This window comes from Mesorhizobium sp. M00.F.Ca.ET.216.01.1.1 (assembly GCF_004010325.2).
Classification (GTDB): Bacteria; Pseudomonadota; Alphaproteobacteria; order Rhizobiales; family Rhizobiaceae; genus Mesorhizobium.
This window is the reverse complement of record NZ_SADR02000025.1, coordinates 56,117-77,639: the sequence shown is the minus strand read 5'-3', so window position 1 is coordinate 77,639 and position 21,523 is coordinate 56,117. Positions and strand designations below refer to the sequence as shown.

Below are 21,523 nucleotides of genomic sequence, written 5' to 3'. Positions count from 1 at the left end.
TTCACTCTTTGGGGAGATGAGATAGTTGCCCATTGCGCTGGGCGATTGCCTTGCCGGCAGCTGTTCCGACGATCAGAGCTCGCAGCAGACAGACGGCGGTCGTGATCTCCTGCGGAGTGAGCCGCTGGCCCAACCATCCATAAAGCCGAGCTTCGACCTGCCGGATTTCGACGGCGAGCCGGAGGCCCTCCTTTGTCAGCTCTAGCTCCACCTGCCGACGATCGTCCGCATTTTCTCGCCTTGCGACGAGCCCTCGCTCGACCATCGTACCTACCAGCCGGCTGGGACTGCCGGTCTCACAAACTAGCAGCTTGCCGAGAGCGTTGAGCGACATTGGTCCGCCGGCCTTCAGGCAGCTGATGACTTCAGCCTGGGAAGATGTAATGCCAAGCGGGATGAGCAAGTCGGTAAGGAGCCTATTGCCTTCACGCTGGGCACCAAGGATTAGGAATCGCAGCTCCTCTTCCGGTTTCATGCCGCCCCTCCCAGTTCGAGCGGCGCGGTCGCCAGCTGACGCGCAGCGAGTCGCACAGCACTCTCCGGATCATGGGTTGGCAAATAGATCGTCGGCCGCTTCTCGGCGAGGTGCCGGATGGCGCTCAGGGTCGCGGCGGAAACCTTGGCGTTAGGCCCCACGCCGTCCACCTTGCCGGCAAGCATCAGTGCTTCATTGTAAGAAGTGTCGCCTGCGAGAAAGAGCGTCGCGTCGCCATCCTCCACCAGCACCGAAAGATGATCGGCAGTGTGACCAGGGGTAGCGATCGCTACGACGTCTCCCATTCTGGTCAAGCGCTTGCTCGCCGTAAATGGGCCGAACGGTCCATCGTCGAGCTCGAGCCGTACGGGGTTGAACCAGTTAGGCCAACGCTGCGGCAGGTAACCGCGAATCATTCCCATGAGTCCCGACGCCGCGTCGATCTCGCCGGGGGCGGCGAGTATCTCGCTATGTGGAAAGTGCACGAGGCCCGCGTCGTGATCCATGTGCAGATGCGTGAGCACCACCCGTTTGACGTCGCGCGGCCCGATACCCAGGCTGCGCAACTGCGGTCCGATCTCCTCTTCCGGCTCGACACGGAAGTATACCTCCCAGCGAAAAAATGGATGCAGCGAGTGCCCGTGCCCGTTCAGCAGATGTCCCGCCTGCCCAGTATCGACAACGATGACCCCCTCTTCGTGCTCGATGGCCCAGGCAAAGGTCGGCAACCAGTCGGACCAGTCCCTGTCGGCAAAGATGCTGGCAAGCCCATGGCCGCGTCCCTCAACCTGGGCCGTCTTGATGCGGACCGATCCGGTCCGGATGGCATGTACTCTCATTATCATTCTCCATAAGATGACATGTCATCTTATGGCATATCACGTATTTTGATGTCAACATGGTCCGGGGAGATAAGATCAACGCGCCGCACGATCGAGGTTTCAGCGCCTGCGGAGGTCAATAAGAGGGCGTGCCCGCTGTGCGGGAGGTCATCGAACCGAAATCGACAGCCGATATATCAGGACGGTTGCGGATTTTTGCGCGGGCAGGATGTCGCCGCGCATGGCGATCATCTGTCCTCAAGCGCCTTCGAGAGATTCCCGATCGGCCAAAATATTGCATGGTGATACGAACACGCGCGGAGAGGACGCTACTCCGCCAGGCTCAGGCGACGATCCAAAAAACCTTGGGCCGTCGGGCCGGCCCCTTGTAGGCCTTGCGGACGCTGCCCGCCTTTGGCTTGCGCCACCCGCCGCCTTCCGCTATAGAGCCGCCACCCGCGTAGACACCCTTGGAGGCAACGCGGCGGAAGGCCGCCGGGCCTGCATGATCCCAAAAGTCGTTTTTGGACCAGATCATGCACAGCCGTGACGGCTTTCGACGTTTGCGGCAAGCACATTGCCGGCCGCGAGCGCTCCAGAACAACGCGAAAGGAAATGCCATGAGCCAAGATACTTACGAGCTCAAGGCCGAAGCGCGCGAACAGGTCGGTAAGGGGTCCGCCCGTGCAGTTCGCCGCAACGGTAAAGTGCCTGCAGTAATTTACGGCGACAAGCAGCCTCCCCTGGCGATTGCGCTGACCTATAAGGACATCTTCTACAAGATCCATGGCGGCGGGTTCCTGACCACGATCGCCACGATCGACGTCGACGGCAAGAAGATCCAGGTCCTGCCCAAGGACTTCCAACTCGACCCGGTCAAGGATTTCCCGGTCCATGTCGACTTCCTGCGCGTCGGCAAGGACACCGAAGTCAATGTCGACGTGCCGGTGCACTTCATCAATGAGGACAAGTCGCCCGGCATCAAGCGCGGCGGCGTGCTCAACATCGTGCGCCACGAAGTCGAGTTCCACTGCCCGGCCAATGCGATCCCGGATTTCATCACCGTCGATCTCACCGGCACCGAGATCGGCGATTCGATCCACATCTCGGCAGTCAAGCTGCCGGCCGGCGTCAAGCCGGTGATCTCCGACCGCGACTTCACCATCGCGACCATTGCCGGCTCCGCGGCGATGAAGCCGGAGGCGGCGGAAGAGGCGGTCGAAGCGGCGGAAGCTGAAGAGGCTCCAGCCGACGAAGAGAAGTAATCCCTTCCCGCCCGGAGGTGACGATGCTGCTGTTTGCAGGTCTCGGCAATCCGGGCGGGAAATACGCCAACAACCGGCACAATGTCGGCTTCATGGCGGCGGACGCGATCGCCCGCCGCCATTCCTTTTCGCCCTGGTCGAAGAAATTCCAGGGTCTGATCGCCGAGGGCACGCTTGGCGGCGAGAAGGTAATCCTGATCAAGCCACAAACCTTCATGAACCTGTCCGGTCAGGCGGTCGGCGAAGCGTTGCGCTTCTACAAGCTCAGCCCTTCGGCGCTTACCGTCTTCTATGACGAGATCGACCTCCCTGCCGGCAAGCTGCGGGTCAAGGTCGGCGGCGGTTCGGGCGGCCACAACGGCATCCGCTCGCTCGACCAACATGTCGGCAAGGATTTTCGCCGCGTGCGCATCGGCGTCGGCCATCCCGGCGTCAAGGAAATGGTGCATGGCCATGTGCTTGGCGACTTCGCCAAGGCCGACCAAGACTGGCTGACCGTGCTGCTCGACGCCATTGCCGACGGCGCCGAATTGCTGGCCAAGGGCGACGACAGCTCGTTCATGAACCGCGTGACGCTGGCCCTGCGCGACAAGCTCACGCCGACCGGCGACGACGATCGCCCGCCACCCAAGGCGCCAAAGGCGCAGAGCCCAAAAGCCCAAAGTCATGTCCGTCAGGCGCGGCCGCAGAAGCCGGCGGTCACGTTGCCTGAAACCGGCCCGATGGCCGCTATGCTGAAGAAGCTGTTTGGCGGCAAGGACTGAGCCTCGACACGATCGGGCAGGAGGGCTTGACGTTCGTCACCCCTTTCGCCCATAGCCCTCATCAAATTTTCGATTACCCGATAGGACCGGACAAAAATGGGTTTCAAATGCGGCATCGTTGGCTTGCCCAACGTCGGCAAGTCGACGCTCTTCAATGCGTTGACAAGGACGGCGGCGGCACAGGCCGCCAATTACCCGTTCTGCACCATCGAACCAAACACCGGTGAGGTGGCGGTACCGGACCAGCGCTTGCAGAAGATCGCCGCGATCGGCAAGTCGAAGGAGATCATCCCGACCCGCATCTCCTTTGTCGACATCGCCGGCCTGGTGCGTGGCGCCTCGAAAGGCGAAGGGCTAGGTAACCAGTTCCTCGCCAATATCCGCGAGGTCGACGCCATCGTCCATGTGCTGCGCTGTTTCGAGGATGACGACATCACCCATGTCGAGGGCCGCATCGATCCCGTCGCCGACGCCGAGACCGTCGAGACCGAGCTGATGCTCGCCGACCTCGACAGCCTCGAGCGCCGCATCGTGCAGTTCCGCAAGCGCGCCTCTGGCAAGGACAAGGAGGCCATGACCGTGCTGCCGATGATGGAAGCAGCACTTGAGCTTCTGCAGGCCGGCAAACCGACGCGCATCCTGCTCAATGGCATTGCGCCCGAGGATCTGCGCATCCTGCAGGGGCTGAACCTGTTGACGTCGCATCCTGTGCTTTATGTCTGCAACGTCGCCGAAGCGGACGCCGCCACCGGCAACGCCCACACCAAGGCGGTCGAACAGATGGCCGCCGCGCAAGGCGCCCGCGCCGTCGTCATCTCGGCCGCGATCGAAGCCGAGGTGGCCCAACTTTCGGACGACGAGGAAATGGAATTCCTGGCGACGCTCGGCCTCGAGGAGCCAGGTCTGAACAAGGTGATCCGCGCCGGCTACGAGCTTTTGCAGCTCATCACCTATTTCACCGTCGGGCCGAAAGAGACGCGTGCCTGGACCGTACACAAGGGCGCCAGGGCGCCGCAGGCGGCGGGCGTCATCCACACCGACTTCGAGCGCGGCTTCATCCGCGCCCAGACCATCGCCTACAACGACTTCATAACGCTGGGCGGCGAAGTGGCGGCCAAGGAAGCCGGCAAGGCGCGTGACGAAGGCAAGGAGTATGTCGTCCAGGACGGCGACATCATGCTGTTCAAGTTCAACACTTGACGCTGCGAACGGCCGCTGGTGCGATCTACAGCGTCGTATGTGCCGCGGAGGCCCTTTTCGCACCGCTTGACTGCCCTTGATGCCCGGTCTAAGGGGCGTCTGCATTCGGCCCGCGCCAAAGCGCCCGTCCCGTGCGGTCCGAAATAACGCGCCCCTTCCGAGCGAAACCCTCATTGTCCCCAGCAAGGGAGACCAGGCGATGATCAAGGCATTCGTGGTGGACAATGATCGTCTGCGCCTCGCCGACGATCTTCTGCAAAACAGCGACAAGGTCGTTTGGGCCGACCTTCTCAACCCGACAAAGGAGGAGGAGGAGGCCATCGAGAGCTGGCTCGGCGTCGCCATTCCGACGCGCGAGGAGATGGAGGAGATCGAGATTTCGAGCCGCCTCTATGTCGAGGACGGCGCTTATTTCATGACCGCCACGCTGCCCGCACAGACTGAAGCCGACGATCCCCTGATGTCGCCGGTCACCTTCGTGCTCGCTGGCAGCAGGTTGATCACCGTGCGCTATCACGAACCGAAGGCCTTCAAGACCTTTCCGCTGCGCGCCGAGAAGGTGGCGACCGGCTGCACCAGCGGCGATACCATCCTGATCGGCCTGCTGGAGGCGATCGTCGACCGCCTCGCCGACATCCTGGAGCGCGCCGGGCGCGACATCGAGGCGATCTCGCACGATATCTTTCAGGCGACCTCGACCAAGGTCTCCAAGCGCAATCGCGATTTCCAGGAACTCCTGAAAGGTATCGGCCGCAAGGAGGACATCGCCTCCTCGATCCGCGACAGCCTGATCTCGCTGCAGCGCCTTGCCGGCTTCCTCGCCCATGCCTCGACGCAGACCAGGATGAGCAAGGACATCCGCGCGCGCATCAAGACCTTGTCGCGTGACGTGCTGTCGCTTGCCGATCACGCCACCTTCCTGTCGCAGAAGATCAACTTCCTGCTCGACGCCACGCTCGGCATGATCTCGATCGAGCAGAATGCCATCATCAAGATCTTCTCGGTCGCCGCCGTCATCTTCCTGCCGCCGACGCTGGTGGCCTCGATCTATGGCATGAATTTCGATGTCATCCCCGAGCTCAAATGGCAGTTCGGCTATCCCTTCGCCATTGCCATGATGGTGCTTTCGGCGATCCTGCCGTTCTGGTATTTCCGCCGCCGCGGCTGGCTGTAACAGCACAAAGCACTTGACCAGGTCCCGTGTGACTTGCATCGGGAGACCGATCCATGGATCGTACGTTTTCAAGCGGATTCCAGACCATGACCGGAAAGATCTGGGCCTACGAGGATTTCGTCGAGGGCGCATCGCTCGACCTCGGCACGAAGCTGGTGAGTGCCGCCGAGATCATCGAATTCGCGCGGGAATTCGACGCGCAGCCGATGCATCTCGACGAGGCGGCAGGCAAGGCCAGCATCCTTGGCGGGCTGGCGGCCTCCGGCTGGCACACCTGCGCGATGTTCATGCGCATGCTGTGCGACGCCTTCCTGCTGGACTCGACCTCGCAAGGCGCGCCCGGCGTCGATCAGGTCAAATGGAAGAAGCCGGTTCTGGCCGGCGACGTTTTGAGCGGCAACACCACCATCCTTGCCAAGCGCCTGTCCAGGTCAAAGCCACAGCTTGGCCTCGTCACCATGCGCAGCGAGCTTTTCAACCAGCGCGGCGAAGGCGTCTTCGAACTCGAAAACACCGTCATGTTCCTGACCCGTGAGGTCAGCGCGTGAGCCTCGATGAGTTCTTCTGCATCGGTGTCCCGGTTACGCTCGGTTCGCACAGGTTCGAACCGGAGGAGATCAAGGCATTCGCCAGGAAATACGATCCGCAGGTCTTCCATACCGACGAGGAGGCGGCGAAGAGCAGTGTTTTCGGCGGGCTGTGCGCCTCCGGTTGGCATACCGCTGCCACCTGGATGAAATACAATCTCGAGACCCGCATGGAGACCGAGGGCACCCGGTGGACCGGCCCTGGCGCGTTGCCCGAATTCGGCCCCTCACCCGGCTTCAAAAACCTCAAATGGCTGAAGCCGGTCTATGCCGGAGAGATCGTCACCTTCACCCGTACCGCGCTTGCCCACCGGCCGCTTGGCGCCCGCCCAGGCTGGCGGCTGCTGACATTGCGTTCGGAGGCCTTCGATTCGACTGGCGACAAGGTCATCGAGTTCGAAAGCGCCGTTCTGGTGAAAGTAGGGTGAGCGTTCTTTCCTTCTGCCTTCTTGTGGGAGAAGGAAAGTGGGCTCAATGCCCCTCAAATCCAATCAGCGTCCTGACCGGCACGCCGAGCGCCTCGAGTTTCTCGCGACCGCCAAGCTCCGGCAGGTCGATGACGAAGCAGGCGGCGACGATGTCGGCGCCGATCTGCCGCAACAGCTTGACCGCCGCCTCGGCCGTGCCGCCCGTGGCGATCAGATCGTCGACAAGGATCACCTTCTCGCTCAGAGAAACGCCGTCCTTGTGCATCTCCATCTCGTCCAGCCCGTACTCCAAGCTGTAGGCGACGCGCACCGTCTCGTAAGGCAGCTTGCCCTTTTTGCGGATCGGCACGAAGCCGGCCGAAAGCTGGTGGGCGATAGCGCCGCCGAGGATGAAGCCGCGCGCCTCGATGCCGGCGATCTTGTCGATCTTCAGGCCGGCATAGGGATGCACCAGTTCGTCGATGGCGCGGCGGAAGGCGCGCGCGTTGCCGAGCAGCGTGGTGATGTCGCGAAACAGGATGCCCGGCCTGGGATAATCCGGAATGGTGCGGATGGCCGAGAGCAGCGTCTCTTCAAGGGAAGATTTCATGGCGGTTGATCCGTTGCCGTACAGTTTTGCCGGTAAGCGGCCGAATCGGGATAGGGGGGAACCTCGCGGCTCCTCCCCTCCCACACCACCGAGCATACGGGTCCCGTACACGGCGGTTCGGTCGTTATGCGACATTGGCCGGAGCAAGGGAAGTGAGGCCGATGGCTGCGAGGAACGCATTTGGCAGGGCAATGGCGAGCGCGGGGCTGTTGCTGATCCGCCAAGGGCCGTGCACGCTGCCGGCGGTTTGTGCCGCCAGATGGTGCCCGACACCTCGACGACGCAGCTCCGCAAAGCGGGTACGCCCGCCCTTCCATTGCTTCCAGGCGATGGATCGGAACCTTCGCCTGATCCACTGGTCGAAAAGGGCGCCTTTCGGCGCCCTCGTATTTTCGAAGGACCGCAGCGCCTAATGCGCCACGTCGGCCCACACCTTGCGCTTGGTCAGGTAGACCAGTGCGCCGAACAGCAGCAGGAACACCAGCACGCGGAAGCCGGTCTTCTTGCGGTCTTCCAGATGCGGCTCGGCCGCCCACATCAGGAAGGCCGAAACGTCGCGTGAATATTGCTCGATTGTCTGCGGCGAGCCGTCGTCGTAGGTAACCTGGTCGTCGTTGAGCGGCTTGGGCATCTTCAGCGATACACCGGACATGAAGTACGGATTGTAGTAGGTGCCCTCAGGTATCGTCATGCCGGCCGGCGGCTGCTGGTCGTAGCCGGTCAGCAGCGAATGGATGTAGTCGGGGCCGCCCTGCGCATATTGCGTGAAGATATCGAAGACGAAGCGCGGAAAGCCGCGCTCGATACCACGCGCCTTGGCCAGCAGCGACATGTCCGGCGGGGCTGCGCCACCATTGGCGGCAGCCGCGGCCTGTTCGTTGGGGAACGGCGCCGGGAAGTGGTCGGACGGCTTGCCGGGACGGTCGAACATGTCGCCGGCGTCGTTCGGACCGTCGTGGATCGTGTATTCGGCCGCCAGCGTCTTGATCTGCGCTTCCGAGTAGCCGAGGCCTTCCAGCGTGCGGAACGCCACCAGGTTCATCGAATGGCAGGCCGAGCAGACTTCCTTGTAGACCTTCAGCCCGCGCTGCAGCTGCGACTTGTCATAGGTGCCGAACGGGCCGGCGAAGCTCCAGCTCAACTCCTTCGGCTCGTTTATCGGGAAGTGCGTCGGCGCGGCTTCGCTATGCCCCTCCTGGGCCACGGCCGCGCTACCGGTGACCACAAGGCCGAGCAGTACCAGCGAGCTGAGAATCTTCTTCATGCCAAATCCCCTTAGATTCTCTACCGCTCTGTCGTCCTTTTTGAGCATGATCTTGTCCGAAAACCGGTTCCCACTTTGCGGGATCATGCTCTAACCCTTGGTTTCCGGCGCAGCAGTAGCGCGCGCAAGATGGCCGCTGCCACCCTTGTTCTTCTCGAGCACCGCCTCGGTGATCGAATTCGGCAACCGCCGCGGCGTCTCGATCAGGCCGAGCACCGGCAGCACGACCAGGAAGAAGGCGAAGTAGAACAGCGTCGCCATCTGCGCCATGAAGACATAGCTGCCTTCGGCCGGCTGCGAACCCAGCCAGCCGAGCAGGATGGCGTCGGCCACGAACAGCCAGAAGAACAGCTTGTACCAAGGCCGATAGACCGCCGAGCGCACCTTCGAGGTGTCGAGCCACGGCACCAGGAACAGCATGGCGATGGCGCCGAACAAGCAGAGCACGCCGCCGAGCTTGGAGTTGATCGGCCCGATGTTGAAGGTGATAGCGCGCAGGATCGCGTAGAAGGGCAGGAAGTACCATTCCGGCACGATATGAGCGGGCGTCTTCAGCGGGTTGGCTACAGTGTAGTTGTCCGGATGGCCGAGATAGTTCGGCAGGTAGAAGACGAAATAGGCGAAGACAAGCAGGAACACGATCATGCCGAACGCGTCCTTGATGGTTGCGTAGGGAGTGAAGGCGACGGTGTCGGTCTTCGACTTGACTTCGATGCCGGTCGGATTGCTCTGGCCGACCACATGCAGCGCCCAGATGTGCAGCACGACGACGCCGGCGATCATGAACGGCAACAGATAATGCAGCGCAAAGAAGCGGTTCAGCGTCGGATTGTCGACGGCAAAGCCGCCAAGCAGCAGCTGCTGGATCCAGTCGCCGACCAGCGGGATGGCGGTGAAGAAGCCGGTGATGACTGTCGCGCCCCAGAAACTCATTTGCCCCCAGGGCAGCACGTAGCCCATGAAGCCTGTCGCCATCATCAACAGGTAGATGATGCAGCCGAGGATCCACAAAAGCTCGCGCGGCGCCTTGTAGGAGCCGTAGTAGAGGCCGCGGAAGATGTGGATGTAGACGGCGACGAAGAAGAACGACGCGCCGTTCGAATGCAGGTAGCGCAACAGCCAGCCGGAATTCACGTCGCGCATGATCTTCTCGACCGAATCGAAGGCGAGGTTGCTGTCCGACGCGTAGTGCATGGCCAGCACGATGCCGGTCAGGATCTGCGCGGTCAGCATGATCGACAGGATGCCGCCGAAGGTCCAGGCATAGTTGAGGTTGCGCGGCACCGGATAGGCGACGAACGAATCATAGACCAGCCGCGGCAGCGGCATGCGGGCGTCGAACCAGCGTTCGATACCGGTCTTGGGCGTATAGGTCGAGTGTCCCTCGCTCATCGAAATGTCCCTCTGCCTCAGCCGATACGGATCTTGGTGTCGGAAATGAACTGGAATACCGGCACCGCCATGTTTTCCGGCGCCGGACCCTTCCGGATGCGGCCGGCGGTGTCGTACACCGAGCCGTGGCAAGGGCAGAACCAGCCGCCGAAATCGCCTTCCTGGCCGAGCGGGATGCAGCCAAGATGGGTGCAGACCTGAACCATCACCATCCAGGCTTCCTTGCCCGGCGTGGTGCGGTTGGCATCGGTCGCCGGCGCATCGGCCGGCAGATTGGCGTTGCGGGCGATCGGATCCTTGAGCTCGGCCAGATTGACTGCCTCGCCGTCCTTCATCTCTTTTTCGGTGCGATTGCGCACGACGACCGGCTTACCGCGCCATTTCACGACAAGGGACATTCCCGGCGTCAGCGAGGAGACGTCGACCTCGACCGAGGCCAGCGCCAATGTCGAGGCGTCCGGGCGCATCTGGTCGATGAACGGCCACACGACGGCCCCTGCGCCGACCACTGCGGCCATGCCGGTTGCGACATAGAGAAAATCACGACGGTTGGGATCGTGGATATCGGTTGCGCTCACGGGTGCCTGATCCTTTTGCCTCTTCCGTGCCGGCGGCCGAGCCCTGTTCCCCGCTCAATCGCGCCGGCCCGACAGCGCATGGCGAACAGGCTAGCGAATTCCTCCGGCATTTGGACTTCGGTTTATGCGTGAAGCCTGTTTTTGTCCAGACGGGTGAAGGCACAAGGGCAGATTGTCGCGGGGGCGCAATCCGGCGCCGCGCGTCGCGACGCCAGGTGCTCGCCGGACACCACGAAACGTCGGGAAAACAATCGCAAAACCGACCGCTGCGTTTGCCTCGACGCGGGCCCAGGCTCGGTCTATCCTCCGGCCATGGTGCATATCATCGACCGCGACAAATGGGCCCGGGCGTCGGGCCGCTGGCCCCACCTCTGGCAAGGCGAACTGCAGTGCGGGGCCTACGGCTCCAAAAGCTGCCTGATCTTCGATTATCAGCCGGAGATCGGCGGCGGCCCACGCCTGCACATGCATCCCTATTGCGAGATTTTCATCATCCGCGCCGGCACCGGGCTGTTCACGGTCGGCGACCAGCAGATAGAGGCTTCCGCCGGCCAGATCTTGATCGTGCCGCCGAACACGCCGCACAAATTCACCAATCTCGGCCCAGGTCCGCTGGAAACCACCGACATCTACGAAAACGGCAGCTTCATCACCGAATGGCTGGACTGAGTTCTATTTCGCGCCGAGCCTGACCAGGACGGCCTTGGGGATATTGTACTCCCGGATCACCACGTCGTGCTTGCGCAGGCCGCACAGTTCGCGCTGGATGAAATAGCCGTGGACGGCCTCGGCCGCTTCCTTGAGCAGCCGGCCGCGATGTTCGCCATCGTCGCCATTATCGCGCAACATCGCCAGCGTCTCCTCGACGCGCCGGCCAGCGCGGCCAAGTGCTGCCGCCTTTTCACCGAGGATTTCATGGCCAAGCAGGTCGAGCTCGGTTTCCCGCGCGCCGGATTTCCCGAAATTCGATGGCATGCGCACTGACATGACTCACCTCAGTCTCCTGTCAAAAACTGTATCCAAACGGGGGGTCGCCTACTCCGCCGGCCGCGTCTCTTCCAGCGCGCTCTCCTCGTTGAACAGGAAGCCGCCGGACTGCCGCTTCCACAGCCGCGCATATAGCCCGTCGAGCGCCACCAGCTCGTCATGCGTACCTTTTTCCACGATGCGGCCGCCGTCGAGCACCACCAGGCGATCGAGTGCCGCGATCGTCGACAGCCGGTGCGCGATGGCGATCACCGTCTTGTTCTCCATCAGCCTTGCCAGATTTTCCTGGATAGCCGCCTCGATGTCGGAGTCGAGCGCCGAGGTCGCCTCGTCGAGAATGAGGATCGGCGCGTCCTTCAGGAAGACGCGGGCGATGGCGACGCGCTGGCGCTGGCCTCCCGAGAGCTTGACGCCGCGCTCGCCGACATAGGCCTCGTAGCCGGTGCGTTCCCGGTTGTCGCGCAAGCCGAGGATGAAGTCGTGCGCCTCTGCCCTCATGGCCGCCGCGACCACCTCGGCATCAGCCGCCTCCGGCATGCCGAGCTTGATGTTGTCCCGCAGCGAACGGTGGAATAGCGCGGTATCCTGGCTGACGACGCCGATATTGGCGCGCAGCGAATCTTGCGTCACCTCTGAGACGTCCTGCCCGTCGATCAGTATCTTTCCGCCCTCGAGGTCGTAGAGGCGCAGGATCAAATTGGCCAGCGTCGTCTTGCCGGCGCCGGACGGCCCGACCAGCCCGACCTTTTCGCCTGGCCGCACGACGAGGTCGATGCCGTCGAGCACGCCGAAACCCTTGCCGTAGTGGAACGTGACGTTTTTCACCTCGATGCGGCCGCCGGCCACGACAAGCTCCCTGGCATCCGGCGCATCGGTCAGGCCAAGCGGCTGCGTGATCAGCGCCTTGGAGTTCTCCAGCACGCCGAGGTTTCGCAGGATGCTGTTGAGCTGCATCATCAGCCGGCCAAGCAGCATGTTGAGGCGCAGCACGAGCGACAGCGTGAAGGCGACGGCGCCGACGGTGATCGAGCCTTCGACCCAGAGATAGACGGCAAAACAGGCGATCGCGGTGATCATGATGCCCGACAGCGTCGTCAGCGCCATGCGCACGCCGGTCAGCCTGCGGGTGAATGGGCGCAGCGCATCGAGATAGATATCGAAGCCGCTCCTGATATAGCGGTCGTCGCCATCGGCCGAGAACAGCTTCAGCGTCTGCACGTTCGAATAGGAATCGACGATGCGGCCGGTGATCATCGAGCCGGCCTCAGCGGTTGCCTCGGCATGCTTGCGGATTGCCGGCAAATAGGACTTGGCCAGCCAGCCGAAGGCGGCGATCCAGATCAACACCAGCACTGCCAGCCGCAAGTCGAGACCGGCGACCAGCGCCAGCGTCGTCACCGTATAGACGACCATGAACCAGACCACCTCGATGAAGCTCTCCATCAGGTCGCCGGTCGCCTGCCCGGCTTGCCAGACCTTCGTCGCGATGCGGCCGGCGAAGTCGTTCTGGAAGAAGGCGTAGGACTGCCGCGAGACATGGCGATACGCCTGCCAGCGAACCAGATTGTAGAAGCCGGGCGTGATCGTCTGTTCGTCGACCAGCGCCGACAGGCCGACGACGATGGTGCGGATGACCAGCACCACGGCTGCCATGAAGACAAGCTCGGGACCGGCAGCATTCCACAGGGCCTGCCAGCTGCGCTCGCCGGGGAGCTGGTCGAGGATGTCGACCAGCCGGCCGACGAAGTAGAACAAGCCCGCTTCGACGAGCGGCGCGATGCCGCCGATGACCAGCATGGCGAAGAAGGCGATCTTCGCCTGCCCGACATAGTGCCAAAGGAAGCCGCCGACGCTGACGGGTGGCCGAAGATTCGCGGGTTCCCGGAACGGATAGACCCAGTTCTCGAACCAGCGATAGGCGGCTGTCATCATTCGGCGGCCATCATTCTGCGGCTTGATCCTTGGCGCCAATGTCATAGGCAACAGCGTCGTTGGCGGCGTCGGCCGGGTTGTCATCGAGCAGGAAGCCGCCTGACTGGCGCTGCCAGAGCTGCGCGTAGAGCCCGCCTCTGGCGACGAGTTCCTCATGCGAACCCTCCTCGATGACGCGGCCCTTGTCCATGACAACGAGCCTGTCCATCGCGGCGATAGTCGACAGCCGGTGCGCGATGGCGATGACGGTCTTGCCCTGCATCAGCTTGTAGAGGTTCTCCTGGATGACGGCCTCGGCCTCTGAATCGAGCGCCGACGTCGCTTCGTCGAGAATGAGGATCGGCGCGTCCTTCAGCATAACGCGGGCAATGGCGATGCGTTGCCGCTGGCCGCCGGACAATTTGACGCCGCGGTCTCCGACATGCGCGTCGAAATCCTTGCGGCCATTGGCGTCGGCAAGTCCGGCGATAAAGTCGAGCGCCTCGGCGCGGCGCGCGGCCTCGATGAGCATCTCGTCGTTGGCGTCGGGCCGGCCGTAGAGGATGTTCTCGCGCACCGAACGGTGCAGCAGCGAGGTGTCCTGCGTGACCATGCCGATCTGGGCGCGCAGCGAATCCTGCGTCACCGAGGCGATCTCCTGGCCGTCGATCAGGATCCTGCCGCTTTCAAGGTCGTAGAAGCGCAGGAGAAGGTTGACCAGCGTCGACTTGCCGGCACCCGAGCGCCCGACGATGCCGACCTTCTCGCCCGGCTTTACAGTCAGTGACAGGCTCTCGATGACACCCTTCTGCTTGCCATAGTGGAAGCGGATGTCCTCGAAACGGATTTCGCCCCTGCTGACGACAATGTCCTTGGCGCCGGGCCTGTCCTCGACCAGGCGCGGCAGCGAGATCGAGCCGATGCCGTCCTGCACCGTGCCTATGTTCTCGAACAGCCCGGACATTTCCCACATGATCCATTGCGACATGCCCCACAGCCTGAGCACGAGGCCGATGACCACGGCGACGGCGCCGATCGTTACTGCCTGGCCGAGCCACAGCCACAGCGAGATCGCAGTGACCGAAAACAGCAGCAGCGAGTTCAGGACGTAGAGCATTCCGTAGAGTTGTGTCACCAGCCGCATCGACCGGTAGACCGTGTCGAGAAAGCCGGCCATGCCTTCCTTGGCAAAAGACGCCTCGCGCCGTGCATGCGAGAACAGCTTGACCGTCTGGATGTTGGTGTAGCTGTCGACGACGCGACCGGTCATGGTCGAGCGCGCATTGGCCTGCTCCTCGCCGACCTTGCCCAGCCTCGGGATGAAGTAGCGCAACAATGCGATGTAGCCGGCAACCCAGACGGCAAGCGGTGCCGCCAGCCGCCAGTCGGCCGAGCCGACAATGACCAGCATGCCGAAAAAATAGACGACGACATAGTTGAGCACGTCGATGAGCTTGATGACGCATTCACGCACGGCGAGCGCCGTCTGCATCAGCTTGGTCGCGATGCGTCCGGCGAACTCGTCCTGATAGAAACTCATCGACTGCTTGAGCAGGTAGCGATGCACCTGCCAGCGGATGCGCATCGGATAATTGCCCATCAGCGTCTGCTGGTTGAGCAAGGAATGGAACCACACCGTCGCCGGCAGCGCGAACAGCACGAGGAAGGCCATGCCGGCGAGCTTCCAGCCCTCGGTCTGCAGGAACGTTTCGCGGTTCTGCGCCGACAGCCAATCGACGATCCGTCCGAGGAAGCCGAACATCCACACCTCGGCAAAGGCGATAGCCGTCACCAGCACTGCATCGAGAATGATGTAGGGCCAGGCGCCGCGCGTATAGTGCACGCAGAAGGCGATCAACGTCTTCGGCGGCTCGACCGGCTCCGCGGCAGGGAACGGATCGAGCCTTTTTTCAAACCAGCGGAACATCGTCTTGGTGCTCTTCTGCCTGTTTTCGCTCACGCGGCGCGGGAGCGGATTGCGTCCCGGGATCGCGTTGCGTCCTGGGGCCGCGTTGCGCCCTGGGAACGCATGGCGTCAAGGACCGGCGACCCGGAATCACCTGGGTCGCCGGTCCTGCTTCGCGCAATATAAGGTGTCGCGGGCTTTTCGCCGACAGACTCGCTTGACGATCCTGACGGCACCGTGTCGCCAGCCCGGCTTTTCGCGCCGGGCCGGATCATCCCGACGATCCGGCGCACCAGCGATGGCCGGCTGTGGTCCGGAACCGCGCGCGAGAAATCGACATCCGGCAGCATCCCGCGATGCGGTCGCCGGCGCGTCTCGGCATGAACCGCCGACGAATAGGTTTCGCCGATCAGAAGCGCCCAGGTCGCCATCTTGCGCTCGTGCAGGTTTCTTGAACCGGGTATTTTGCAGGGATCGAACATCGGTCCGTCCTCCATGTGAAAATGCTGATAAAAAGGTGAATCAAACCCGGCCGCGGGCATGCCGCCGGCGGCAGGAGTGACATCGGTCGAGATACGTTCAGGTGGGGCGTTCAGCCCCTTCGACAGCTTGAAAAACATCGCAGGATTCCTTCGAGGACCGAAAAAAGGTTCCGGCGGGAATCGGTGCGATTATTGTCTAAAAGTTCAGGAGAATCGTCGTACCGAAACCGCCGACAGGCTGGTAAGCCCACAGGTGGGGTGCTGGATGTGCATGGCCATCATGAATTACCCCTCCATCGGTTCGGGTTGACAATGCACGGCGTATACCCGACTTCGCAGAAAATGACCACCCGCCAGTCCAGCAATTTCCAAAACCGCGACACCCCTGTGGCTGATCTGCCACTTATTAGAAAGACGCGGAAATGAACGACCGTCTCCGCATCGCGCTCTACCAGCCGGATATCGCCGGCAACACCGGGACAATCCTGCGCTTCGCCGCTTGTCTCGGTCTCGGCGTCGACATAATCGAGCCGGCCGGCTTCCCGCTCTCCGACCGAACGCTGAAACGGGCCGGCATGGATTACCTCGAGATGGCGGCGTTGACCCGGCATGTCGACTGGAACGCCTTCGAGGACTGGCGCAGAAGCAGCGCGCGGCGGCTGGTGCTGCTGTCGACCAAAGCCGCGACCGCCTATACGGGCTTCGCTTTCGCCGCCGGGGACGTTCTTTTGTTCGGCCGCGAATCCGCAGGCGTGCCGGATCCTGTCTACGAGGCGGCGGATGCGCGACTGACCATCCCCATGCAGCCAGACGCGCGCAGCATCAACGTCGCCCTTTCGGTCGCCATGGTGACGGGCGAGGCGATCCGCCAACTCCGATAGGATTTGCGTGCTGTCGGCGGGTGTGGCGCTCACAGCCTTATCCCCACTGACAACTGTGCCCTCGCTCGTAACTCTCACCCAGGCGCACATCGCCTTCTCCTGCGGCTTGCCTATCCAGGATTTCTTGCTACAAGCTCAACTTAACTTGAGGTCAAGCGGAAAATCTGAAAATGGCTGCGGTGACGGAATTGACGGTCGGCCAGGTGGCCATGCGCAGCGGCGTTGCGGTATCGGCGCTGCATTTCTACGAGGCGCGCGGGCTGATCCGCAGTCACCGCACATTAGGCAATCAGCGGCGCTATGGCCGCGACGTGCTGAGACGGGTGGCGATCATCAAGGTCGCTCAGGAGGTCGGCATCTCGCTGGCCGAGATCGGCGCCGCGCTTCAATCATTGCCTGAAGGCCGCACGCCGACACGCGAGGACTGGAATCTGCTTTCAACGGCCTGGCGCGACGGGCTCGATCAAAAGATTGCTCAATTGAAGAAGCTGCGTGACGGGCTCACCGACTGCATCGGATGCGGCTGCATGTCGATCGACAAGTGTCCGCTGCGGAACCGGGAGGACCACTTGAGCGCCCAAGGGCCGGGAGCGAGGCGGTTGTTGGTCGAGCGTTAATCCGCCGCCGGCAATCTGCGGATCGTGAATTCGATGACGTCGCCCGGCCGCTCGAACCAGCTCTCGATCTCGGTCCAGTAGGCCTGCTTGGGGAAGCGCTCGAACCATTCCTTCGCCTTGAGGCGCGCATCGGAGCGCGGCAGCACGAAGGTCTCGCGCAGGAACCCGTCGCGCGGCATGCGCTCGCGCTCGGCGCGCGAACGATCGAGCCTTTTCTTCAGCCCATCCAGCGGCGGTCTTGCCGGGGTGCGCACGAAAGAACTCCTTGCACCTTGATGACACTTGACCCTTGTCCCTAAGAGATTAGGGATCGCGCCCGGAAAAGACGAGTCATTTATCGGGCATGCCCGACTGGAGACAGCATTTGGAACGACCCGAAATACCGGTGGGACTACCGTCCGACGTCGAACAGAAGAAGATGAAGGCGCGGCTATGGTTCGAGACGTTGCGCGAGCGCATCTGCGCCACCTTCCAGCAGATCGAACAGGACCTGCAGGGGCCGCAGGCCTCATGGTCGCCCGGCCGCTTCGAAAAGACGCCGTGGGAGCGCGAGGCCGGCAAGGGCGGCGGCGGTATCATGTCGATGATGCATGGCCGTGTCTTCGAGAAGGTCGGCGTCCATACCTCGACGGTCTACGGCGAGTTCTCGCCGGAATTCAGGAAGCAGATGCCGGGCGCCGAGGAAGACCCGAGCTTCTGGGCGAGCGGCATTTCGCTGATCGCGCATCCGTGGAACCCCAACGTGCCGGCCGTGCACATGAACACCCGCATGGTCGTCACCTCGCGCCAGTGGTTCGGCGGCGGCGCCGACCTGACGCCGGTGCTCGGCCGCCGCCGCGTCCAGGACGACCCCGACACAATAGCCTTTCACCGGGCCATGCAATTCGCCTGCGAGAAGAACGCAGCGGTTGCCGACTACGCGAAATTCAAGGCCTGGTGCGATGAGTATTTCTATCTGCCGCACCGCAACGAGCCGCGCGGCATCGGCGGCATCTTTTTCGACTGGCTGCATTCGAGCGAGGACAAGGGTGGCTGGAACGCCGATTTCAATTTCGTCCAGGATGTCGGGCGCTCCTTCCTCGTCGTCTATGGGCATCTGGTTCGGGCCAACTTCAACGAAAACTGGACCGACGGCGACCGCGAAGAACAGCTGATACGCCGTGGCCGCTACGTCGAATTCAACTTGCTTCACGATCGCGGCACCATCTTCGGCCTGAAGACCGGCGGCAATGTCGCCTCGATCCTCTCCAGCCTGCCGCCGGAGGTAAAATGGCCGTAAAATATCGGTGAGCGGCGCGTGAGCCGCATTCGCGTCCCATTCGTCTAATCTTGGCGTCGAATGTGGCGCACAGAATATCTTTTTCGTCTAATATCCAATTGAAAAAATTGGGTTATTTGTCGTCTCCGGGTCGGGAAGCGCCGGCGGTTCGCCCGCGAATCGCGACTCGACGCAACCGGACGGCCCATGACCGCGCGGGTATCTTCCCAAGCGGATGCCCCGCTTTTTCCCAGGAGTACTTTACCATGCGCAAACTCATTGTTTCGGCCGCGGCCGCCGCTCTTCTCGCTTCCGGTTCGGTTGCGTTTGCCGCTGTCAAGCACACCACCGGCACAATCAAGACTTTCGACGCGACGGCGCTTAGCCTCGTTCTGGATGACGGATCTACTTTTACGCTGCCCAAGACCTTCAAGGATCCTGGCCTGAAGGTCGGCGAAAAGGTCCGCGTTTCGTGGGACATGGGCGGCAAGAAAAAAATTGCTGAAGCAGTCAAGATCGAGAAGTGATGGCCTGCCCGCTGGAGCAAGACGAGGTTATGTCTGGTCTTGCTCCGGGGTAGCGTAAGAGGGCGGAGCAGCGATGCTCCGCCTTTTTGGTCCTGGCTGGCTTTCTGGCGGCAACCAAAACCGTTCAGTCGTGTTATGCTTGCTCGCCAGTGCATGACCCGAAACCGAGGCCGGTTTCGAAAAAGGATCGTGTGCGATCAAGTGTTGGAGCTTACGCATCAGAGCAGGTGCGCAGGCTCCAAGGAGGAAAAGGAGAAATCCGATGAAGGAATTCCACTGCGGGTCGCTTGTCCCGGGCTGTGACTGGCATACGCGCGCCGAAGAGGAGGCCGAAGTCATGCGTCGTGCCGTCGAGCATATGCGCGAGACGCATGGCGAGACGATCATCCGTGAGACGATGATCGAAGCGATCCGCTCGCGTATCGAAAAGACCCGCGACGCCGCGTGAAAGCCTTTGCAGCCAGGTCAAATCACGGAACTCGCACAACACGGCTAACCAGAGAGAACGGGATGCCATCATCCGGATGCATCCCGCTCCGCTTGCCGGCCAGAGGATTCGCTTGTCGATAGCACAAATTCCCACCCACCGTTTTCAATCAAAAACTTATATTCGCGTCAACTTGGATAACCCCGTGGTAACGGTACTCATGCCACTATCGGGCAGATAATCCGGTCACAGGCGGCTGCCCGAGAAGCCGTCGCCACCAGACGCTGGTCCGGAAGGGGTGGGGCGAGGTGTTCGCGCATGCGCGAAAGGTCTGGCAATCGAGGCGGTTCCCGTACGACGGCGCTCCTGCTGTCTGCTTGCCTCGGCACGTCTCCAGCGACTGCCCAGGATATTACGACTTCGCTGGTCGACATCCATCAGGGGTCACCGCTTAGCGACCGCGCGAGAAGCCTCGGCGACGGCGGCTATGAACTACAGAATGGAAGCTGGGTATCGTTCAACCAATGGTACCATACGAACTGGCTCGACCTCCACGTCGACCTGCTCACCCAGCTGACGGAAAACACTGGTATCCTGTGGGGGTTTGGGACCGGAGAGAAGGGCGAAAAGTACAGCGTCGAGCCAAGCCTCAAGCTGGGCTTCCTCACGCAGACGCATCCGACTCCGAAAAGTACCCTATCCTTCTCGCTAACCTCGACAATCGGTGGAAACCTCACTGAAAAGCCGTGCGTAGCCAACTATGGGGATCTGGGCATCTACAGCGTCAACTGTCGGCTCGCGGCCACTGACATGGCACCGGAGGAAACCCTGAAATATCTGGTTAACGCTAAACCGGAGAGCATGCATCTCTGGCTGAATTACCGTGTTACTTTCTGATCGCTGAGGGGCCCAAATGAAAAAGTCATCTCGCTCCCGAAGTCCGCGATTGTCGTCCTATTTCTTGTTTGACCGGAGTAAGAACATGTCAGGTAGTCGCTGGAAATTCGGCCTCGCCGCCCTCGCCATCCTCTCGGCGCCGATCGCGTCGGCGCAAGAAGCCCTCGACGCGGATGAGATGGCCGCGCTTTGCCACGGCGGCGGGTCCATATGCGTGAGTGCGAAGATCCCGGCCGCACGGACGACGCAAGCGGTACAAAGCTGGATGAGCCCCGATGTTGGCGCCGCATGGGCCGCGGGCTACAAGGGCAAGGGCGCCACGATCACCGTCGTCGACGACTTCAGCAGCTCGTCGCGCTTCTCCGGCAATTTCGGCGTCGGGGTGCAGTACCAGCGGCACGGTGAGTGGACCCGCGAGGAAGCCAGCATGATTGCGCCCTCGGCAACCATCAAATCGAAGGACTTCTCAACCAGCTCAGCCGTCAGGCTGGCGAGGGGTCTGAACGTGCTCAACCTGAGCTACGGTATGTACGCCACCCAGGGCTACAACGTGAGCCAGATCGGGTGGAGCGCGGAGGAGGCCTCGATCATCTCCTACGCCGGCAAGGGGTCAGCCGTCGTCTCGAAGGCAGCCGGCAACGACTCGGTCGCCGTAGGCGGTGTCACGGGCGGTCGGCAGGACTATCTCGACCTCGCCCTGATTGGCAAAGCGTCAGCGATCTTCGTCGGCGCGCTGGCCACAAACGGCACAACGTCGACCCCGGCCCAGCTTGCCTGGTACTCCAACTACGCTGGCTCCGACCCGCTCGTGCAGAGCCACTTCCTCGTGGTTGGTGTTGAGGGAGACAAGACAGGCCTTTATGGCACCTCTTTCGCCGCGCCGATCATTTCTGGATACGCCGCGGTCATCGGCAGCAAATTCACCAAAGCGACGCCGACCCAGATCACCAACGATCTCCTCAACACGGCTCGTACCGACACGCTGGTCAACTACAATGCCTCCGTCTACGGCAAGGGCGAGGCAAGCCTTTCGCGCGCCCTGGCTCCTGTATCGATCAGGTGAGCAGCGCTTTCGCCCGCCGAAGCCGTCGCC

25 protein-coding genes are annotated in these 21,523 nt (G+C 62.2%); 14 read left to right on the top strand and 11 right to left on the bottom strand.

Annotation, left to right across the window (positions count from 1 at the left end; translation table 11 throughout):
• Nucleotide 1 precedes the first annotated feature (1 nt).
• Together EN859_RS27335 and EN859_RS27330 are read right to left on the bottom strand one after the other, a co-directional pair.
• Entirely contained in the window at nucleotides 2-475 is a 474-nt protein-coding gene (locus EN859_RS27335; protein ID WP_127855840.1) for a winged helix DNA-binding protein, read from the bottom strand.
• On the bottom strand, nucleotides 472-1,314 hold the full coding sequence (locus EN859_RS27330; protein ID WP_127855839.1) for an N-acyl homoserine lactonase family protein: 843 nt from the start codon (nucleotides 1,312-1,314) through the stop codon (nucleotides 472-474). Before EN859_RS27330 ends, EN859_RS27335 begins: the two co-directional genes overlap by 4 nt.
• Before the next feature lie 602 nt (nucleotides 1,315-1,916).
• On the opposite strand from EN859_RS27330, the gene EN859_RS27325 reads away from it, so the two are divergent.
• The 6 genes from EN859_RS27325 (at nucleotide 1,917) to EN859_RS27300 (ending at nucleotide 6,714) form a co-directional block, all read left to right on the top strand.
• Entirely contained in the window at nucleotides 1,917-2,561 is a 645-nt protein-coding gene (locus EN859_RS27325; protein WP_127855838.1) for a 50S ribosomal protein L25/general stress protein Ctc, read from the top strand.
• A gap of 23 nt (nucleotides 2,562-2,584) precedes the next feature.
• Complete coding sequence (pth, locus tag EN859_RS27320) at nucleotides 2,585-3,325, top strand: aminoacyl-tRNA hydrolase (protein WP_127855837.1); 741 nt, start codon at nucleotides 2,585-2,587, stop codon at nucleotides 3,323-3,325.
• 96 nt (nucleotides 3,326-3,421) lie between these two features.
• Nucleotides 3,422-4,525 carry a redox-regulated ATPase YchF gene (ychF, locus tag EN859_RS27315; protein WP_127855836.1) on the top strand — a complete coding sequence of 368 codons (1,104 nt, stop codon included), beginning with the start codon at nucleotides 3,422-3,424 and terminating at the stop codon, nucleotides 4,523-4,525.
• 199 nt (nucleotides 4,526-4,724) lie between these two features.
• The gene (gene corA / locus EN859_RS27310; RefSeq protein ID WP_127855835.1) at nucleotides 4,725-5,699 is read left to right on the top strand and encodes a magnesium/cobalt transporter CorA; all 975 of its coding nucleotides are present in this window, start codon (nucleotides 4,725-4,727) and stop codon (nucleotides 5,697-5,699) included.
• An 86-nt stretch (nucleotides 5,700-5,785) separates the two neighbouring features.
• Entirely contained in the window at nucleotides 5,786-6,247 is a 462-nt protein-coding gene (locus tag EN859_RS27305; RefSeq protein WP_127855872.1) for a MaoC family dehydratase, read from the top strand.
• Complete coding sequence (locus tag EN859_RS27300; protein ID WP_127855834.1) at nucleotides 6,244-6,714, top strand: MaoC family dehydratase; 471 nt, start codon at nucleotides 6,244-6,246, stop codon at nucleotides 6,712-6,714. The genes EN859_RS27305 and EN859_RS27300 overlap by 4 nt, the downstream gene beginning before the upstream one ends.
• Before the next feature lie 43 nt (nucleotides 6,715-6,757).
• Here the strand turns inward: EN859_RS27300 and EN859_RS27295 are convergent, their stop codons facing one another.
• The 4 genes from EN859_RS27295 to petA form a co-directional block, all read right to left on the bottom strand.
• Nucleotides 6,758-7,303, bottom strand: coding sequence for an adenine phosphoribosyltransferase (locus tag EN859_RS27295; protein WP_127855833.1), 546 nt, complete (start codon nucleotides 7,301-7,303; stop codon nucleotides 6,758-6,760).
• Nucleotides 7,304-7,712: 409 nt separating this feature from the next.
• Nucleotides 7,713-8,567: a cytochrome c1 gene (locus EN859_RS27285; protein WP_127855832.1), complete on the bottom strand. Its 855-nt coding sequence runs from the start codon at nucleotides 8,565-8,567 to the stop codon at nucleotides 7,713-7,715.
• A 90-nt stretch (nucleotides 8,568-8,657) separates the two neighbouring features.
• Complete coding sequence (locus EN859_RS27280; RefSeq protein ID WP_127855831.1) at nucleotides 8,658-9,959, bottom strand: cytochrome b N-terminal domain-containing protein; 1,302 nt, start codon at nucleotides 9,957-9,959, stop codon at nucleotides 8,658-8,660.
• A gap of 17 nt (nucleotides 9,960-9,976) precedes the next feature.
• Nucleotides 9,977-10,537 (bottom strand): ubiquinol-cytochrome c reductase iron-sulfur subunit, encoded by a 561-nt coding sequence (gene petA / locus EN859_RS27275; protein ID WP_127855830.1) that lies wholly within the window; start codon nucleotides 10,535-10,537, stop codon nucleotides 9,977-9,979.
• 312 nt (nucleotides 10,538-10,849) lie between these two features.
• Here petA and EN859_RS27270 point away from each other — a divergent pair, with 312 nt between their 5' ends.
• Nucleotides 10,850-11,206: a cupin domain-containing protein gene (locus EN859_RS27270; protein ID WP_127855829.1), complete on the top strand. Its 357-nt coding sequence runs from the start codon at nucleotides 10,850-10,852 to the stop codon at nucleotides 11,204-11,206.
• Between the two features lie 3 nt (nucleotides 11,207-11,209).
• On the opposite strand, the gene EN859_RS27265 is transcribed toward EN859_RS27270, so the two are convergent.
• The 4 genes from EN859_RS27265 to EN859_RS27250 are packed head-to-tail and all read right to left on the bottom strand — an operon-like array spanning nucleotide 11,210 to nucleotide 15,961.
• Entirely contained in the window at nucleotides 11,210-11,524 is a 315-nt protein-coding gene (locus EN859_RS27265) for a DUF6665 family protein (protein WP_127855828.1), read from the bottom strand.
• Nucleotides 11,525-11,572: 48 nt separating this feature from the next.
• The gene (locus EN859_RS27260) at nucleotides 11,573-13,456 is read right to left on the bottom strand and encodes an ABC transporter ATP-binding protein (protein ID WP_127855827.1); all 1,884 of its coding nucleotides are present in this window, start codon (nucleotides 13,454-13,456) and stop codon (nucleotides 11,573-11,575) included.
• Nucleotides 13,457-13,466: 10 nt separating this feature from the next.
• The gene (locus EN859_RS27255; RefSeq protein ID WP_127855826.1) at nucleotides 13,467-15,362 is read right to left on the bottom strand and encodes an ABC transporter ATP-binding protein; all 1,896 of its coding nucleotides are present in this window, start codon (nucleotides 15,360-15,362) and stop codon (nucleotides 13,467-13,469) included.
• Between the two features lie 29 nt (nucleotides 15,363-15,391).
• Complete coding sequence (locus tag EN859_RS27250) at nucleotides 15,392-15,961, bottom strand: hypothetical protein (RefSeq protein ID WP_127855825.1); 570 nt, start codon at nucleotides 15,959-15,961, stop codon at nucleotides 15,392-15,394.
• 284 nt (nucleotides 15,962-16,245) lie between these two features.
• Between EN859_RS27250 and EN859_RS27245 the strand changes: the two genes are divergently transcribed.
• Together EN859_RS27245 and soxR are read left to right on the top strand one after the other, a co-directional pair.
• A complete protein-coding gene (locus EN859_RS27245; RefSeq protein WP_127855824.1) occupies nucleotides 16,246-16,704 on the top strand; it encodes a tRNA (cytidine(34)-2'-O)-methyltransferase in 459 nt (152 codons plus the stop codon).
• Nucleotides 16,705-16,874: 170 nt separating this feature from the next.
• Entirely contained in the window at nucleotides 16,875-17,321 is a 447-nt protein-coding gene (soxR, locus tag EN859_RS27240; RefSeq protein WP_127855823.1) for a redox-sensitive transcriptional activator SoxR, read from the top strand.
• Here the strand turns inward: soxR and EN859_RS27235 are convergent.
• Nucleotides 17,318-17,575 (bottom strand): hypothetical protein, encoded by a 258-nt coding sequence (locus tag EN859_RS27235; protein ID WP_006202578.1) that lies wholly within the window; start codon nucleotides 17,573-17,575, stop codon nucleotides 17,318-17,320. The genes soxR and EN859_RS27235 overlap by 4 nt on opposite strands.
• A 110-nt stretch (nucleotides 17,576-17,685) precedes the next feature.
• Between EN859_RS27235 and hemF the strand changes: the two genes are divergently transcribed.
• The 5 genes from hemF to EN859_RS27210 all read left to right on the top strand — a co-directional run bounded on the left by hemF (nucleotide 17,686) and on the right by EN859_RS27210 (nucleotide 21,493).
• Nucleotides 17,686-18,600 carry an oxygen-dependent coproporphyrinogen oxidase gene (gene hemF, locus EN859_RS27230; protein ID WP_127855822.1) on the top strand — a complete coding sequence of 305 codons (915 nt, stop codon included), beginning with the start codon at nucleotides 17,686-17,688 and terminating at the stop codon, nucleotides 18,598-18,600.
• Between the two features lie 245 nt (nucleotides 18,601-18,845).
• A complete protein-coding gene (locus EN859_RS27225) occupies nucleotides 18,846-19,106 on the top strand; it encodes a DUF1344 domain-containing protein (RefSeq protein ID WP_127855821.1) in 261 nt (86 codons plus the stop codon).
• A gap of 262 nt (nucleotides 19,107-19,368) precedes the next feature.
• Nucleotides 19,369-19,554: a DUF1059 domain-containing protein gene (locus tag EN859_RS27220; RefSeq protein ID WP_127855820.1), complete on the top strand. Its 186-nt coding sequence runs from the start codon at nucleotides 19,369-19,371 to the stop codon at nucleotides 19,552-19,554.
• 297 nt (nucleotides 19,555-19,851) lie between these two features.
• Complete coding sequence (locus EN859_RS27215; RefSeq protein ID WP_127855819.1) at nucleotides 19,852-20,430, top strand: hypothetical protein; 579 nt, start codon at nucleotides 19,852-19,854, stop codon at nucleotides 20,428-20,430.
• A gap of 85 nt (nucleotides 20,431-20,515) precedes the next feature.
• A complete protein-coding gene (locus tag EN859_RS27210; protein ID WP_127855818.1) occupies nucleotides 20,516-21,493 on the top strand; it encodes a S8 family serine peptidase in 978 nt (325 codons plus the stop codon).
• Nucleotides 21,494-21,523: the final 30 nt, after the last annotated feature.

Excerpts from the sequence above, each read along its gene's own strand:
- EN859_RS27335 (WP_127855840.1), bottom strand. The coding sequence starts at position 475 with ATGAAACCGGAAGAGGAGCTGCGATTCCTAATCCTTGGTGCCCAGCGT.
- pth (WP_127855837.1), top strand. The coding sequence starts at position 2,585 with ATGCTGCTGTTTGCAGGTCTCGGCAATCCGGGCGGGAAATACGCCAAC.
- EN859_RS27305 (WP_127855872.1), top strand. The coding sequence starts at position 5,786 with ATGACCGGAAAGATCTGGGCCTACGAGGATTTCGTCGAGGGCGCATCG.
- EN859_RS27225 (WP_127855821.1), top strand. The coding sequence starts at position 18,846 with ATGCGCAAACTCATTGTTTCGGCCGCGGCCGCCGCTCTTCTCGCTTCC.
- EN859_RS27255 (WP_127855826.1), bottom strand. The coding sequence starts at position 15,362 with ATGTTCCGCTGGTTTGAAAAAAGGCTCGATCCGTTCCCTGCCGCGGAG.
- EN859_RS27265 (WP_127855828.1), bottom strand. The coding sequence starts at position 11,524 with ATGTCAGTGCGCATGCCATCGAATTTCGGGAAATCCGGCGCGCGGGAA.
- EN859_RS27245 (WP_127855824.1), top strand. The coding sequence starts at position 16,246 with ATGAACGACCGTCTCCGCATCGCGCTCTACCAGCCGGATATCGCCGGC.
- EN859_RS27285 (WP_127855832.1), bottom strand. The coding sequence starts at position 8,567 with ATGAAGAAGATTCTCAGCTCGCTGGTACTGCTCGGCCTTGTGGTCACC.
- EN859_RS27270 (WP_127855829.1), top strand. The coding sequence starts at position 10,850 with ATGGTGCATATCATCGACCGCGACAAATGGGCCCGGGCGTCGGGCCGC.
- corA (WP_127855835.1), top strand. The coding sequence starts at position 4,725 with ATGATCAAGGCATTCGTGGTGGACAATGATCGTCTGCGCCTCGCCGAC.
- EN859_RS27260 (WP_127855827.1), bottom strand. The coding sequence starts at position 13,456 with ATGATGACAGCCGCCTATCGCTGGTTCGAGAACTGGGTCTATCCGTTC.
- EN859_RS27330 (WP_127855839.1), bottom strand. The coding sequence starts at position 1,314 with ATGAGAGTACATGCCATCCGGACCGGATCGGTCCGCATCAAGACGGCC.
- EN859_RS27250 (WP_127855825.1), bottom strand. The coding sequence starts at position 15,961 with ATGTTTTTCAAGCTGTCGAAGGGGCTGAACGCCCCACCTGAACGTATC.
- EN859_RS27220 (WP_127855820.1), top strand. The coding sequence starts at position 19,369 with ATGAAGGAATTCCACTGCGGGTCGCTTGTCCCGGGCTGTGACTGGCAT.
- ychF (WP_127855836.1), top strand. The coding sequence starts at position 3,422 with ATGGGTTTCAAATGCGGCATCGTTGGCTTGCCCAACGTCGGCAAGTCG.
- EN859_RS27210 (WP_127855818.1), top strand. The coding sequence starts at position 20,516 with ATGTCAGGTAGTCGCTGGAAATTCGGCCTCGCCGCCCTCGCCATCCTC.
- EN859_RS27295 (WP_127855833.1), bottom strand. The coding sequence starts at position 7,303 with ATGAAATCTTCCCTTGAAGAGACGCTGCTCTCGGCCATCCGCACCATT.
- soxR (WP_127855823.1), top strand. The coding sequence starts at position 16,875 with ATGGCTGCGGTGACGGAATTGACGGTCGGCCAGGTGGCCATGCGCAGC.
- EN859_RS27325 (WP_127855838.1), top strand. The coding sequence starts at position 1,917 with ATGAGCCAAGATACTTACGAGCTCAAGGCCGAAGCGCGCGAACAGGTC.
- EN859_RS27280 (WP_127855831.1), bottom strand. The coding sequence starts at position 9,959 with ATGAGCGAGGGACACTCGACCTATACGCCCAAGACCGGTATCGAACGC.
- EN859_RS27215 (WP_127855819.1), top strand. The coding sequence starts at position 19,852 with ATGCGCGAAAGGTCTGGCAATCGAGGCGGTTCCCGTACGACGGCGCTC.